The organism is Mucilaginibacter sp. P2_A5 (genome assembly GCF_056404995.1).
This window is the reverse complement of the sequence record NZ_JBFUCY010000010.1, coordinates 88,684-103,297: the sequence shown is the minus strand read 5'-3', so window position 1 is coordinate 103,297 and position 14,614 is coordinate 88,684. Positions and strand designations below refer to the sequence as shown.

Sequence of the window (14,614 nt, the reverse complement as noted above, 5' to 3'; positions counted from 1 at the left end):
GATTCTTTTCCCGAACCACGCAACCCGACCCTCGCAACTGGAACCCCACAACCCGACCCTCGAACCTAAAAAACATGAATTTAAATATCTTTAATACAGCCGACGAAGTGCTGATGGCACTTGCAGATTATTTTGTTAAAATAGCCGATGCATCCATCACCGCGAGGGGCAAATTTACCGTTGCACTATCTGGAGGCAGCTCGCCTAAAAAGCTTTATGAGTTGCTGGCATCTACCAGCTACGCCGACCAGGTTGACTGGACAAAAGTTTATTTCTTTTTTGGCGACGAGCGCAACGTGCCCCAAACCCATAAGGACAGCAACTACCTGATGGCCAAAACCGCCCTGTTTGATCCTTTGCTGATAAGCCCGGCCAACGTATTTGCGGTTGATACCACATTTGAACCGGCCGACGCCGCTGCAAGGTATTGGGACATGATAGCTACATTTTTTGATGAAGACGAGCTAAGCTTTGACCTGGTACTTTTAGGTTTAGGCGATAACTCGCATACCGCGTCGTTATTTCCGCATACCCCGGTATTGCACGATACCACGCCGGGTGTAAAAGAAGTTTGGCTGGAAGATCAGCAGGTTTGGCGTATTACGCTGAATGCGCCGCTGATTAATGATGCGCGCTACATTGCGTTCCTGGTTTATGGCGAAGGCAAAGCAATCGCTGTACACCATGTACTGGAAGATGATGAAGATATTGAAGAATACCCTGCCCAGCTGATAGATTCGATAGTTGGCGAAACGGAGTGGTTTTTAGACGAACCCGCCGCCGCAAACCTGCAGGAACTGGAATAAATAGATTTTTTTTAATCAGAATCAATAAGGCCGATAGACTAACAATCTACCGGCCTTTTTTTTGCTTTGATATTTGCAACGAAACTAATGTTTTAGGCCAGGGAATGGTGTATGATCTTAGTGTATTAATGATGCGGTAAAATAAAGAACAAAACTCGTAAATAAAATTATAATCTTCATTTTTATATATCATTTTATTAATAATTATGCACTAGATAATGAAATAATTGATAGAATTTAAATTTATTTAAAAATTTCTTATGTTTTTTGTCATAACTAATAAAATAAATTGAAACACTAAGTGATTTTTATTAAAAATTGTTTGATGAATTAACTTTTGAATAACATAAGTTTAATAAAAGATGCTTTTTCTGTGCATTTTTTGCTTTGTTGGCGCCGGTTTATTGTATTTATTCAAATTAAATCGCCAAAAAAATACAAATCACATAATATCGACCCCTGATTTAGCCGCTATTTTACTTCATTGCTAAAAATTAGTTCCGCATTTGTAATGCAAATGTTACAAGCTATCTTGTTTTTTAACAACTATTAACTATTTAACTGATTTAAGTATGAAAAAAAGTTTTCTCAAAAACTTAATGGGGATCCTATTGGCATTATTTTGCCAATACGCGTACGCCCAAAACCGAACCATTACAGGTACCGTTACAAGCAAGGATGATGGCTTACCTGTTCCCGGAGTAAGTGTTACCGTAAAAGGAACACACATAGGTACACAAACCTCCGGGTCTGGTAAATTTTCAATCAATGTACCTTCATCTGGTACCACACTGGTTTTTACCTTTATTGGGTTTGCAAAAACAGAAGTGCCAATTGGCAGCACCGGAGTGGTGAACGTAGCTTTAGCTAACGATTTTAAACTACTGAGCGAGGTTGTTGTAACAGGATCAGGCGTGGCTACAAGTAAGACTAAATTAGGCATCTCGGTTGAATCCGTTTCAGGCAAAAGCCTTTCCTCTTCGCCCCAGGCATCTATTGACCAGGGTTTGATCGGCAAAATTCCCGGTGCGCAAATCTCATCTGTTGACGGAACCCCCGGAGCCAGAACAAACATTGTGCTTAGGGGTATCAATACTATCCAGGCCGGTACACAGCCAATGATTTTGATTGATGGCGTAGAGTCAAAAACCGATATCAGCCTACTTGACCCGGACATTGTAGATCACACAGAAGTAGTGCAGGGAGCTGCGGCTTCAACTATTTACGGTGCCCAGGGAGCTAATGGCGTAATACAGATATTTACCAAAAAAGGCAAGATTGGCAAAGCACAGGTTGACATTTCAAGTTCAGTTACTGCCAGTGATTATATCAATATGGGTAACGTTCACCAGGCAAAGCTAAGCAGTTTTTTAACAGATGCCAGTGGCAACTTTATTACCACCAGCGGTACTAAAATAGTTTTAAACGAGGATGGAATTTATCCGGGAGTAAGGTGGCAGTTCCAGTCTGATGCTAATAATCCAACGGCGATGTCTAACCCATTGAACGTTGCACGCCAGCAGTACGGCACCAACCTTAAGTACTACGACCATTTAAAACAATTGTTCAGAACAGCTTATACCACAAATTATAATGCCACTATTTCGGGCGGTACCGATAAAAGCGACTACAATCTGACGATCTCAAATAATCACCAGCAAAGTAATATTCGTACCAATGGGTATAACGATCGTACCAACTTAACAACTAACCTGGGTACAGAATTATTCAAGGGGTTTACCATTCGCAATATTACCCAGTTGATATATAATAAAAACACGCTTAACCCTGCTATGGGTAACGGTAACTCTGGTTCCTTATACGCGATACTTAACGCTTCACCATTTTATGACCTGAACCAGAAGCTGGCCTCAGGCGACTATCCGCTTTCTTTAAACTCAGGATCTGTAAGCGTTAACGGCTCAAATCCATTTTATTTTTCCGAATATGGCAGCAAGATAGACAACCGCGTTGATGTACTCGAAAACTTGCAGGCAAACTATAAGATAAATAAGTTTGTGGAGTTAAATGCTAAATATGGCATTAACTACAGCCACGAGGAAGCCAATTATCTTTATAAATCGCAAACAGAAAATCAAAACTCTATAGATACTAAGGCTACCTACGGCGCCTATGGGGGCGAGCTGGATAAAAACACTTATACCACGGTTTTCCAGAATTTCAATGGATCGGCAACTATCCGTACCGATTTTGAAAAAGATTTTCATATCAACGTACCGATAACTACCAGTACACTGTTACAATACGATTATCGTAAAAACAACTACAAACAATTTTTTACGCAGGGTATTGGGTTGCCGTCATACGCCATTTATAACTTTGGCCAAACCAGCACCCAGGCGGTAACCTCTGATTACACCGAGCCATTTGTAACCTTCGGTTATGTGGTAAATCAAAAAATTGATGTTGGTGAATATGGCGGTGTAAGCGGCGGTTTCAGGAGCGATTATTCATCAGCTTTTGGCGAGGGTTCAAAACCATTTACTTTTCCTAATGTTAATGGCTACCTGCGTGTATCCTCATTCGATTTTTGGAAAAACAGCAAACTGGGTGCCCTGTTCCCGGAGTGGAAGTTAAGGGCGGCCTATGGTGAGGCAGGAATACAGCCCGGGCCATTTGACCGGTACCCAACAGTGAGTACAGGAAACCTCGGCTCGGCCCTTGTGTTTACGATACCTGCAAACGGCAGAAACCCGGCATTAAATGTGGAAGTCTCAAAAGAGTACGAGTATGGTACAGATTTAGCCATCAAAGGGATGGATGGCAACTGGTTAAACGATTTTAGCCTGAGTGCAACTTACTGGCGCCGTAAGGGTTCAAATGTTATCTACAATGTGAGTGTAGCACCATCAACAGGCAGTTCACAAATATTAACAAATGCAATTGATCTTTCATCACATGGCGTGCAGGCTTCATTAAATATCAGTGTTTTAAAAACGCGCGATTTTAATTGGGGCTTTACAACCAATTTCAGTAACGAAACTTCAAAAATTGATAATATAAACGGTCCGCCTATTATTTTAACAACCGCTGCAGGCAGTACGCAGGAAGCATTGGTGGCAGGTCAAAAAATTGGCCAGATATATGGTTTCAAAGCTTTAACAAGCTTAACGGCTGTTAACCACGAAGGAGCAAGGTATATTAGCGATGCCGACCTGGGTAGTTACGAAGTTGTTCAGGGCAGGGTGGTTAACAAAACTACCAAAGCCATTCAGTTTGAAAACGAAGTATCGTCCCTGGGCGACCCCAACCCTAAGTTCAACATGTCGTTCATTAACTCATTCTCCTATAAAAAGCTGTCGTTCGGTTTTCAGTTTGATTGGGTTCATGGCAGCCATTTGTATAACCAAACCAAGGAGTGGATGTACCGCGATGGTATAAGCGGCGATTACGATAACGCCGTAACTATTGGTGGCCAAAGCGGGGCTTATACAGCTTATTACCGAAGCGCTTACGCCGACTTTTTTGGCGCCCGCAATGGTGCCCGTAACGGAACGAAGGATTATTTTTTTGAGGATGCTTCATTCCTGAGATTGCGTAACGTTTCATTAGCCTATGATTTTAGCGGCCTTATCAAAGGAAAAATCTTCAGAAAAGCTATTTTAACATTTACCGGACGCAACTTGTTTACCTCAACCAAATATACCGGTTTTGATCCCGAGATCAGCTCAGGTGGCTCAAACTCGGCATTTGACCGCGGTGTAGATCACAGTTCGATGCCGAACTCAAAATCGTACCAGGTTGGTTTAAGTCTTGGATTTTAATTGAACTAAAAAAGAAAGAAATGAAAATAAATAAATATATATACGCATTAATGATGATGGCTGCTTTATTTGGCGCGTCATCATGTAAAAAAGACCTGGATGTAAAAAATCCAAACTCACCTACACTTGAACAAACCAAAACCGAATCCGGTGTTATTTCTCTGGCTTCGGGCGGTGTTTATATTAATGGCTTTGTAAACGGCGATGGCTGGCTGGGCGACAGCTATTTTTCGCTCCCTATTGGTTTTCATGAATTGCTGGCCGATAACGTATCGGCAGAAGCCGCCAACCAGAACATAAACATAGTAAACGTACCCGACTATGTGATACTTGATGATGGAAGCAAAATTTCAAATACATCGCCACAAAAAGGTAACCTTCGTATAAACAACACGAGGGATAAACAAAGCCAAAACATGTTTTACTATGAATGGACAAATATGTATGCCATGAATAATGCCTGTAACCAGGTTTTAGCGCTTGTAGACAACCTCAGCTTCAGTGGCGATGCCACTGCCCGCAAGAACACAATTAAAGCCTGGGCCTATTGGTGGAAAGGCTTCGCGTATGCTAAATTAGGTTCTGTTTACTATGCCGGGTTGGTGAACAATACAGTTAATGTGGTTAATCCAATTTATGTAAACAGCGCCGCACTAATTGCAGAATCAAATAAAGACCTTGACCAGGCGGCTACCTTGTTATCAGGCATATCAAAAACAGACGACTATTACACGGTGATGGCAAAGCTCCTGCCTGATTTTGTGCAGGTAGGTTTAGGCAAGGTGCCTACTCCCGCCATGTTTATCCATAGTATTAATACCCTGAAAGCCCGCAATATTTTAGCTAATAAAAAGCTGAGCGATATGACAGCTGCCGATTGGAGCGCTATTTTAACACTGGTTAATAATGGCGTAAAATCTGGCGAAAGTGTATTTACCGGCCGTACAAATGCAGCTAACAACAACGGCTTCTTTTCGGCAACCGGCGGTACGGTAGCTTCGCTGGCCTCTGGATTACCTTCATCAACTACGTTTAAAATAAGTGAACGCCTGATACAGGATTTCAAAACCGGCGATAAGCGCTTATCAAATAATTTTAAGGTAAATGAATATTTTAACCAGGTAGGTGGTTTTACCTTTAGCTCCAGATGGCAGCTAATTGATGCTAAACAGGGGTCGCCAAATAATGGTGCTGTTATACTCGCTAATACAACAAACGCTGCCTATGAGCTTTACATAGCGTCTACTTATGAAGAAAATGAATTGATGAAAGCTGAGGCATTAATTAATACCGGGCAGGTAGAACAAGGACTTACCAGTATTGATAATGTTAGAACTTACCAGGGAGCAGGTTTGGCAAAAGTAGCTGGGGTTGGTTTGAGCCTCAATGATGCAAAAGAGGAACTGAGAAAGGAGAGAAGGGCTGCATTGGTGTTCAGGGGAACCGCATTTTATGATGCCCGCAGATGGGGTGTTACTGATGATGTTACAAAAGGCGGCGGCCGTAAAAATGCTGTAGTTCTTACATCGGGAGGAGTGTTGAACACGCACGCCACCATCAACTATAACTTCCTTGATTATTGGGATGTGCCTGCTGATGAGTTTGTATTAAACCCACCGGGAGCCGGCAGTGCTCCAATCAAAAACCCTAATTGATTTGTATCGTTCTTTATATAATATCAGTTAATACTGTTAAGGTCGCGCAAACAAATGCGCGGCCTTTTATATTAAAAAAATAAATGATTATATCTCCACCACGCCATCAAACACCTGCACTGCGGGGCCTTCTAAAAATATATCGGTAAAAACCTTGCCATCGTAATTAAAGCGGATGTTAAGATTACCGCCCAATACTTTTATGGGCGTATCAATGTGCCCGGTTTGCTGGTTATGGCTGGCCATGGCAAGCGCTACCGCGGTAACTCCTGTTCCGCAGGCAAATGTTTCGTCCTCGACGCCCCGTTCAAATGTGCGCACAAAGTAACCATCATCAGCCGGCTCAACAAAGTTTACGTTGATTCCTTTCTCGCGGTAGGTAGCGTTGTTACGGATGGCTTTACCCTCATGGAATACATCGCGGTGCGCCAGGTCGTCAACCAGTTTCACGTAATGTGGCGACCCGGTGTTGAGCACATAGGCATCCAGGTCGGTTTTCAATTCCTTAACATCTATCATTTGCAGGCTTACCCAATTGCCTTCCGCTGAAATTTTGGCATGGTGTGGTCCGTCAACCGCCAAAAATTCAGTTTCGGTATCTATCACACCTAAAAATTTTGCAAAGGCCACAATACACCTGCCGCCATTGCCACACATGCTGCTGGGCTGGCCGTCGGCATTGTAGTAAACCATCTCAAAATCAAAGCCTTCTTTGTTTTGTAAAAACATCATACCATCGCCGCCAATTCCAAAACGGCGATCGCACAGGCCCGCAATCAGCTTAGGGTTGCTGTGATCAACTATATTCTGGCGGTTATCAACCAGGATAAAATCATTGCCTGCGCCCTGGTATTTATAAAATCGTAACTTCACAATAATGTCATTTAGTTAGCCCCTTCTAAATCTCCCCCGGTAGGGGAGACTTGACAGACTTCAAGCTTAATAAATCCGAAATCGAACATCCGAAACCCGAAATAAAATTAAATAAAAATCTTTTAACAAATTTTAACAAAAAACCTGATAACTTATCATTGCTTATGTCGTCTATATGGTATTAAATTTGATTTGTTAATTATAAACAAAATAAAGAAAGGCAAATATAAAGATGAAAAAGATTGGTTTAACATTATTAACCGCTTTTGTTGGAGGAGCCATGGCTTTAGGCACTTACAAGGTTATCGAAAACAAGTATTCTGACAACCTAAGCTTCGAAGACAAACAAAAAGTTTATTTTACCAGTAACCCATCGGCACCTGTAGTATCCTCAACAGGTTCGCTTGATTTTACCGAGGCCGCTGCTGCTGTAACGCCCGCGGTGGTTTACATTCGTACTACCTACAGCAGCCAATCGGGCAGCAGCGGACAAGACCAGTTTGAGCAGATGTTTGGCGATATGTTTGGCCAGCGCATACGCCCGCAGGGCCCGCAAATGGCATCAGGATCGGGTGTAATCATTTCAAATGACGGGTACATCGTAACCAATAACCACGTGGTCGAAAAAGCCGATAAAATTACCGTTGCTACCAACGATCACCGCACCTTCCAGGCCAAAGTGATTGGTACCGACCCAAGCACCGATCTTGCCCTGATCAAGATCAGCGCTACTGACCTCCCGATTGTAAAATTAGGCAACTCAGATGATGCGCGTGTAGGCGAATGGGTATTGGCCGTTGGTAACCCTTTCAACCTTAATTCAACTGTTACTGCCGGTATTATCAGTGCTAAAGGCCGCAACATAGGCATTATTGGCAGCCAGGACAACCAGGACGAGAGCAATCCGTTTGGCCGTACCCGCAACCAGCAAACTACGCCTAAGCTGAACAAGGCTATCGAGTCGTTCATCCAAACAGATGCCGCTATTAATCCCGGTAACAGCGGAGGCGCACTTGTAAACACCAAAGGCGAGCTGATAGGTATTAACGCCGCGATAGCATCGCATACAGGATCATATGAAGGCTACGGCTTTGCCATCCCGGTTAACCTGGCCAAAAAAGTATTGAACGATATTAAAAAGTTTGGTTCGGTTAAACGTGGATTTATTGGCGTAAACTTTACCGAGCTTAATCCGGATGTGGCTCAAAAATTGAACATCAACAACACCACCGGCTTATATGTTAATGACCTGGTTGAGGACGGCGGTGCACAACAAGCGGGGATTCAAAAGGGCGATATCATCGAAAAAGTAGAGGGTATTCCCGTTTATGAATCATCAGACCTGCAGGAACATGTGGGCCGTATGCAGCCAGGCGATAAAATAAATCTTACCGTGCTGCGTGATGGTAAAGAGAAAACCTTTGCCGTAACGCTTAAAGCAGACGCGAATCCTACGGGTACCCGCACAGCAGCCGTATCAAAATCGGCCGAGGAATTGTTTAACAAACTGGGTGCAAGCTTCCAGCCATTAACCCCGGCCCAAAAAGCGAAATTCCATGTAAATTCGGGTGTTATGGTAACCCAGGTGCGCGAAGGCAGGGTGTTTGATAGCTTTGAAATCCCTGTGGGATCTATCATCACCAGCATCAATAAATCGCCAATCAACAGCGTGGCCGATATTGATAAAGTGATCACCAACCTGCGCAATGGTAACCTCGTAATTTCGGGCTATTACCCTGACGGAACAAACTTTAACAACATGTTCCAGGTGCAATAAGCATCTTGATGTGCAGATATGCGGATTAACTTCGTTGAGGGCTTCGCCGTTTCAGATGTGCAGATTTAGGTGCACAGATAACAACAAAAGCCCGGCACTCGCCGGGCTTTTGTTGTTATGGAGACTGGATATAAAAAATGGGGCTTTGAAAGGGGAATAATTTTGGTGATTCGACTCACCCCGACGATCCATTAGCTAACGGACGTCTGCCCCTCCGACTGCGTCGCATAGAAGGGCTAAAAAGGAAAAGCAAATAAGGCTTCACCCTCTTTGCGGCGCAGCCGGAGGGTTGGCCAGCGTAGCGTAGCCGGGTGAGTTTTCGCCAGCGTTCAAAGCCGGCGCCTCACTTAAACCATACCCCCCCCCATAGAGCCGGCCCGTTTTTTAATGCGGCCCTGCAAAAGTGTTCCACCGGAACTGACTGGAACATGCGGAGCGCTTTGGAACGCATTGTGTCTGATAATCAACAGTTTGTATTTTATCGCAAACGCGGTGTGGAACACTATAGTATCTGACTGTCAGGAGCTTAAGTATCTGGCAAAAGACATCAAGCTTGTTTGTATAAAGGCTGTTTATTGCACATTACTGTTATTTGAACAGAAAATCAATGTGTTAAACTTTATGTACTCCTATCCCGCGATCTGTGTCCTCACAGATCGCCATTATCCATTTGGTCCGGCCCTATCCCTTTATACTCAAAATATCATGTATCGCATACTCCGCCTTTTCGTACTGAAAGGCAAAACCGGCATCAAGCAGGCGCTGCGGTTTTACCCAGCGGCTTTTTAATATCAGCTCCGGTTCGGTGCCAATAATAAAGGCGCCAATCTCCAGTAACCATTGCGGCGCAGGCAGGCCAACAGGCATACCGTACGCTTCGCGGATGTGGCGCATAAAATCGGTGTTCTTTTCGCCATATGGGGCTGCGCAGTTGTAAATGCCTTCCGTTTCAGGGTGATTCAGCAAAAATTGTGTGCTGCGGGCAACATCATGCTCATGCACCCAGGCCAGGTATTGTTGCCCGTCGCCCTGCCGGCCGCCCATTCCCATTTTCACCAGGTTGAGCAGGCGCGGAAAAACGCTGCCACTACGACCAAGCGCGATGCCCAGGCGCAAAGCTATTTTCCGGGTGTGCGGTGTTTCGCACTTAAAGAAAGTGCCTTCCCATATCTTGCATACGTCGATGCTGAAACCGTAGCCTATTTCGCCGGTAGTTTCGTCCTGCGGATGGTCTTCGGCATGGCGGTAAATAGTGGCAGAGGTAATGTTGATCCACAGCTTTGGCGGATCGGTCATTTTATGAATCACATCGCCCAATAGTTTGGTAGGCACAACGCGGGAACTGATGATTTCGGCCCTGTTCTTTTTGTTATACCGGCAGTTTACGTTTTTACCGCAAAGGTTAATGAGCATATCCGCGTGAATGAGTTGCACTGTCCAGCCGTTTTCTGTTTTGCCATCCCAAACCACGGTGCGGATGTTCCCGATAGCGGGGGCTTGTTTGCGGGCCAGGATAATGACCTCATCAGCCAGATCTTTATAATATTTGGCCAGCATGGTGCCCAGGTAGCCATTGCCACCGGCGAGCACTATTTTTTTGTACGCTTTCATGATATCAGTTTAAGATCAGGATCAATAAAACAATGCGGTAGCTTACCCAACTGATGGTCATTACCCAACCCAGCTGCAAGAGTTTGGTACGGCGAACATGTTCCAAAAACATTAGCCCGGCTACAGACAGGAAGCACACGGCATATACCAACGGGCCAAGTTGAAACCACTGATTAACAGTGAGTGGTACAAGCAATAACAAACTGCCCGCAAATGAGATGGTCATCATATTGCCAAGGTAAGTCCAGGCTTTGTCTTTGGCATATGCACTTATTACAGCGGCCTGCACAGCTATTTGCCCGCCGCAAACCAGGTATTCGCGGTAGCTATTGCCGAGTGGCGCCATGCCCACCAGCAAATGCGCGTAGCGGGTTAATATAAATGCTGTACAAAACCAGGTAAACAGCAGGTAGGCTATGCGGTAATGCAACTTGAAGGATGGTTTGTAAGCAAAGGCCGCATCCTCATGCACCGGCGGAATAATTACCCGCCTGTTGTAGGATACAAAAGCGTAAACCTTGCTCATCAGCCAGGCAAAGGGCTTAAAAGCAAACAGGGGATTAAACACCGGCCAGGTGTTGCCCAGAATTTTAAACAGGCTTTTGATGCCATAGGTCACTTCGCCGCTATCCAGGTTGATGAGGGCTATTTCGTTAACGGCGCGTTGCCTGTCATAAACAGGGCAGGCGTTTTGGGGCAAGGTTTGGTAAGCAGCCCGGCCACCATTGTCAAGCATGCCGGTTTTTACAAAGGCTTTGGTATAAACACTGCACATGGGGCATTCGGCATCAAAAAGGATCATGTGGTTGTTAAGCGTTTTCATTGTTTTACGTGTTGTTGATTGACAACACAAATATATAGTTTATTTTATATTTTCAATAATTATTGAAAATATAAAATAAATCATCAAACTAGATTTTTCTTCCTGCAGATTAGTTTAAATTTTTAACCTGTTTTTGCAAATCACCTGACGATTGTCAAGGACCCTGACATGGTACTCCTGCCATGTTTGGGATTGATGATATAGTAATATACGCCACCGGGTACCGCCGTACCTTTATAAGTACCATCCCAGGGGACAGCGTAACCTGTGGAGGCGAATAGTTTGGCGCCGTAACGGTTATAAACTTCTACAGTGCAGTTGGCGTAGGTGTTCAGGTATTTGATGTTCCATTGGTCGTTAACGCCATCGCCATTGGGCGAGAAGGCATTGGGTACCACCGGCCCCTGCAATACCGAAACATTCACCTGCCCGCTTACCAAGCAGCCCGAACTGTTGGTTACTGTGAGTGTATAGGTAATATCATCGGTAGGGGTAACGGTTGGGTTTAGCAGGGTGGCATCATTTAAGTAGGTGGTTGGCGACCATAAATAGGTGAGGCCGGTACCCTGGGCGGTTGCCGGCAGTTTAGCGGTTCCGCCGGATAGCACGGTAATATCGGGGCCGGTGGTAATAACCGGGATAGGGTTAACCGTAATTGCCTGGCTTGCCGAAACCGGGCAGGAATTTGTGGCCGTGTAAACATAGTTTATAGTAAAAGTACCGGCCCCTGCTACAGCCGGGTCAAACAAGCCGGTGGCGTTTACGCCCGTGCCTGAGTACGCGCCCGTACCGGATATTCCAGAGGTTTCCCGGGCGGCCAGCTGTACAGTGCCGCTGTTAATACATACTGCCGATGGCGCGGTAAAAGTTATATCAGGCACGGCAAGCAGGGTGATGGTTTTATCGACAACGGATACACAACTACCGCCAGAATAAGCAACCATGCGCACCTGGTAGTTTTGTGTGGCCGGGGTATGAAAAGCCGTATAAGTGTGGTAATATAACTTGCCGTAGGCCGGGCTTTCGTCTGTTTCAACAGTGCCGGGGTTGTTACCATAGTCGTAATACCATTCTACTTTGGTAATGCTGCCAAAATCGACGGTAGAGGTGTTGGTGAATGTTACCTGCTGATCGCTGCACAGCGCTGATGTATTGGCTACTGTAAATGATGCTACGGGTATCGATCCATTTACTGTAAAGCTTTGGGTAATAGTAGCTGTACAGCCGCTTGCCGACGTTACGGTAAGCGTAACCGGGTATACCGCCGCCTGGGTATATTTATGAGATGGGCTTTTCAGGGTGGATGTATTGGGATTGGCGGTAGTTGCATTGCCATCGCCAAAATTCCACAGATAGGTAAAGCTGCCGGTGGTATTGTCGGCAATAGTACTGTTATCCGTAAACGTGGCCGATGCATCGGCCAGGCAAACATCGGGCATGCTGAATGCCGCCACCGGCAGCGGACTTACCGCAAGGGTTTTTGTAAGTGTGGCAGTACACCCGCCAGTATTGGTTATGGTTAGCTTTAAACTATAAGTACCGGCCTTGGTGTACAGGTGGGTAAAGGCTGTATTGGTGGTTTTGGTTTCGGTTGCGCCGTCGCCGTAATCCCATAGCCAGGTGGTAATTGTACCCGTGCCGGTTGTTGACTGATCGGTAATGGTAACCGCCTGGGTTAAACAATCGGGCGTGGTAAAGCCGAACGCCGCTACCGGCAGCGCATTGATGGTTACGGTTTTGGTAGCAACCGATGGCGTACACCCGGTATTGCCTGTCACGGTAAGCGTTACCGTATAAGTGCCGGTTTTAGTGTAGGTATGCGAAGGGCTTTGCAATGCCGACGTTTGCCCGTCGCCAAAGTTCCAGGCCCAGGATTGTATGGTTGATCCGTTGGTTACCGAGGCATCGGTAAATACATTGGCCGTGCCCAGGCAGGTTTGCCCGGCAACGGTAAATGCGGCTGCCGGCGCCGGGGTAACTACCAGTGTCAGGTTGTTGGATGCCACAACGCAGCTGGCCGATGTGATATTTGCTGTTATTGCCGAAACCAGGCGGTACAAGTAGGTGCCGGCCATAGTAGGGGCGGTTATAGTATAAGTAGTTGCTGTGCCGGCGGTACTGAGGTCTGTCCATGCGCCATTGGTATAAACCTGCAGTTTTTGCACATAGCCGCTGGCCAGGGTACTGGTGGCATTAATGGTATAGGTTTGCGCCGAACCCGCACAAGTGGTTTCGGTACCGGTAGTTGAACCGTTGAAAACAGCCGAAACGGTTGATCCGTAAGGGCTAAAGGTTATATCATCTACCGCGAAATCGTTGCCCTGCGTGCCGCTGGCATTACTTACCAGTTTAATAACTACGTCACCAGTGCCAGCGGGTAAGGTAAAGTTTGCGGTATAATTATGCCATACATTACCGGTAGGGACATCGCCGGTTGATACGCCGGTACCTAATTCGGTTACGCCGTCGGCGGCGTAAATGTGAAAAACCATATTAGGCAGTATGCCACCGGTTGATAGTACGTTTTTTATCCAAACGCCAAACTGGTATTGGGTATTGCCGCAAAGGCCGGGTACAGTACGGGTATAAACGGTTCCTGCCTGCACGTTGCCGTTTACCACCATCATATAGCCGTTGGTATTGCCAGTTGTTTCGTAGTCGTGATCATAACTCGTTACAAAGCCGCCGTGTACCGTAGTATTGCTTTGGTTGGTTATGGTGTAGTAATTTTCGCCAATTTGCCCGCTTGCGCTGTAAACATAAGTGGTGGTGCCCGAATCTGCCGATAGTGCGCCTGCTCTTGAGGCCGTACCCGAACCAAAGGTAATTTTAACTACCGGATCGCCCAGGCTTTGTGCCCCGGCCCGGCGGTATGTAAACAGGATGAACAGAAGACAGGCGATAAGGGCAAGCAGCTTGCCGGGCTTTAAAGTAAACAACATCTATAAGCACAATTAATTATGGTGAATTGGCGCAATAACGCGAACCGATGCCTACCAAAGGGAGTAAGCAAGCAGCCAATCTGTACTAAAGATGTTGTAACATAGGCGTATTTATAGTAATGTATCGATTAACTGGCTGTTTCAATCGGTAAATGAAATCCATCATTTAAACTAAAACAGGTTTGAGGGAGGGGCACGTTTTGTTTGTTGATTCATGGGCGCTGGATGCAGGTGGTTAATCATCTGCTGCAGGCTTTTTTAGGCACATGAATATGCCCTCGTAAAATTACCTCGCAATCTTCTAAATAGCCATGATTTATATCATTCTGCTTCGTGGCTTAA

Annotated in this window: 8 protein-coding genes; 4 read left to right on the top strand and 4 right to left on the bottom strand. The window is 45.4% G+C overall.

What is annotated here, in order from left to right:
• Nucleotides 1-74 precede the first annotated feature (74 nt).
• The 3 genes from pgl to AC1DXF_RS10590 all read left to right on the top strand — a co-directional run bounded on the left by pgl (nucleotide 75) and on the right by AC1DXF_RS10590 (nucleotide 6,246).
• Entirely contained in the window at nucleotides 75-806 is a 732-nt protein-coding gene (gene pgl / locus AC1DXF_RS10600; RefSeq protein ID WP_477448331.1) for a 6-phosphogluconolactonase, read from the top strand.
• Between the two features lie 572 nt (nucleotides 807-1,378).
• Nucleotides 1,379-4,591, top strand: a complete 3,213-nt coding sequence (locus AC1DXF_RS10595) for a SusC/RagA family TonB-linked outer membrane protein (protein WP_477448329.1) — start codon at nucleotides 1,379-1,381, stop codon at nucleotides 4,589-4,591.
• Between the two features lie 20 nt (nucleotides 4,592-4,611).
• Entirely contained in the window at nucleotides 4,612-6,246 is a 1,635-nt protein-coding gene (locus AC1DXF_RS10590) for a RagB/SusD family nutrient uptake outer membrane protein (protein ID WP_477448327.1), read from the top strand.
• An 87-nt stretch (nucleotides 6,247-6,333) separates the two neighbouring features.
• Here the strand turns inward: AC1DXF_RS10590 and dapF are convergent, their stop codons facing one another.
• Nucleotides 6,334-7,119 (bottom strand): diaminopimelate epimerase, encoded by a 786-nt coding sequence (gene dapF / locus AC1DXF_RS10585; protein ID WP_477448326.1) that lies wholly within the window; start codon nucleotides 7,117-7,119, stop codon nucleotides 6,334-6,336.
• Nucleotides 7,120-7,351: 232 nt separating this feature from the next.
• On the opposite strand from dapF, the gene AC1DXF_RS10580 reads away from it, so the two are divergent.
• Nucleotides 7,352-8,896: a Do family serine endopeptidase gene (locus tag AC1DXF_RS10580; RefSeq protein ID WP_477448324.1), complete on the top strand. Its 1,545-nt coding sequence runs from the start codon at nucleotides 7,352-7,354 to the stop codon at nucleotides 8,894-8,896.
• 681 nt (nucleotides 8,897-9,577) lie between these two features.
• Here the strand turns inward: AC1DXF_RS10580 and AC1DXF_RS10575 are convergent.
• From AC1DXF_RS10575 to AC1DXF_RS10565, 3 genes are all read right to left on the bottom strand, one after another.
• Nucleotides 9,578-10,507 carry a TIGR01777 family oxidoreductase gene (locus AC1DXF_RS10575; RefSeq protein ID WP_477448322.1) on the bottom strand — a complete coding sequence of 310 codons (930 nt, stop codon included), beginning with the start codon at nucleotides 10,505-10,507 and terminating at the stop codon, nucleotides 9,578-9,580.
• A gap of 4 nt (nucleotides 10,508-10,511) precedes the next feature.
• The gene (locus AC1DXF_RS10570; protein ID WP_477448320.1) at nucleotides 10,512-11,330 is read right to left on the bottom strand and encodes a thiol-disulfide oxidoreductase DCC family protein; all 819 of its coding nucleotides are present in this window, start codon (nucleotides 11,328-11,330) and stop codon (nucleotides 10,512-10,514) included.
• A gap of 140 nt (nucleotides 11,331-11,470) precedes the next feature.
• Complete coding sequence (locus AC1DXF_RS10565) at nucleotides 11,471-14,272, bottom strand: PKD domain-containing protein (protein WP_477448318.1); 2,802 nt, start codon at nucleotides 14,270-14,272, stop codon at nucleotides 11,471-11,473.
• Between the last annotated feature and the right edge of the window lie 342 nt (nucleotides 14,273-14,614).

What these genes read in the sequence shown, in the direction of transcription:
- pgl (WP_477448331.1), top strand. Translation starts at nt 75, where the DNA reads ATGAATTTAAATATCTTTAATACAGCCGACGAAGTGCTGATGGCACTT.
- AC1DXF_RS10595 (WP_477448329.1), top strand. Translation starts at nt 1,379, where the DNA reads ATGAAAAAAAGTTTTCTCAAAAACTTAATGGGGATCCTATTGGCATTA.
- AC1DXF_RS10590 (WP_477448327.1), top strand. Translation starts at nt 4,612, where the DNA reads ATGAAAATAAATAAATATATATACGCATTAATGATGATGGCTGCTTTA.
- AC1DXF_RS10580 (WP_477448324.1), top strand. Translation starts at nt 7,352, where the DNA reads ATGAAAAAGATTGGTTTAACATTATTAACCGCTTTTGTTGGAGGAGCC.
- AC1DXF_RS10575 (WP_477448322.1), bottom strand. Translation starts at nt 10,507, where the DNA reads ATGAAAGCGTACAAAAAAATAGTGCTCGCCGGTGGCAATGGCTACCTG.
- AC1DXF_RS10570 (WP_477448320.1), bottom strand. Translation starts at nt 11,330, where the DNA reads ATGAAAACGCTTAACAACCACATGATCCTTTTTGATGCCGAATGCCCC.
- AC1DXF_RS10565 (WP_477448318.1), bottom strand. Translation starts at nt 14,272, where the DNA reads ATGTTGTTTACTTTAAAGCCCGGCAAGCTGCTTGCCCTTATCGCCTGT.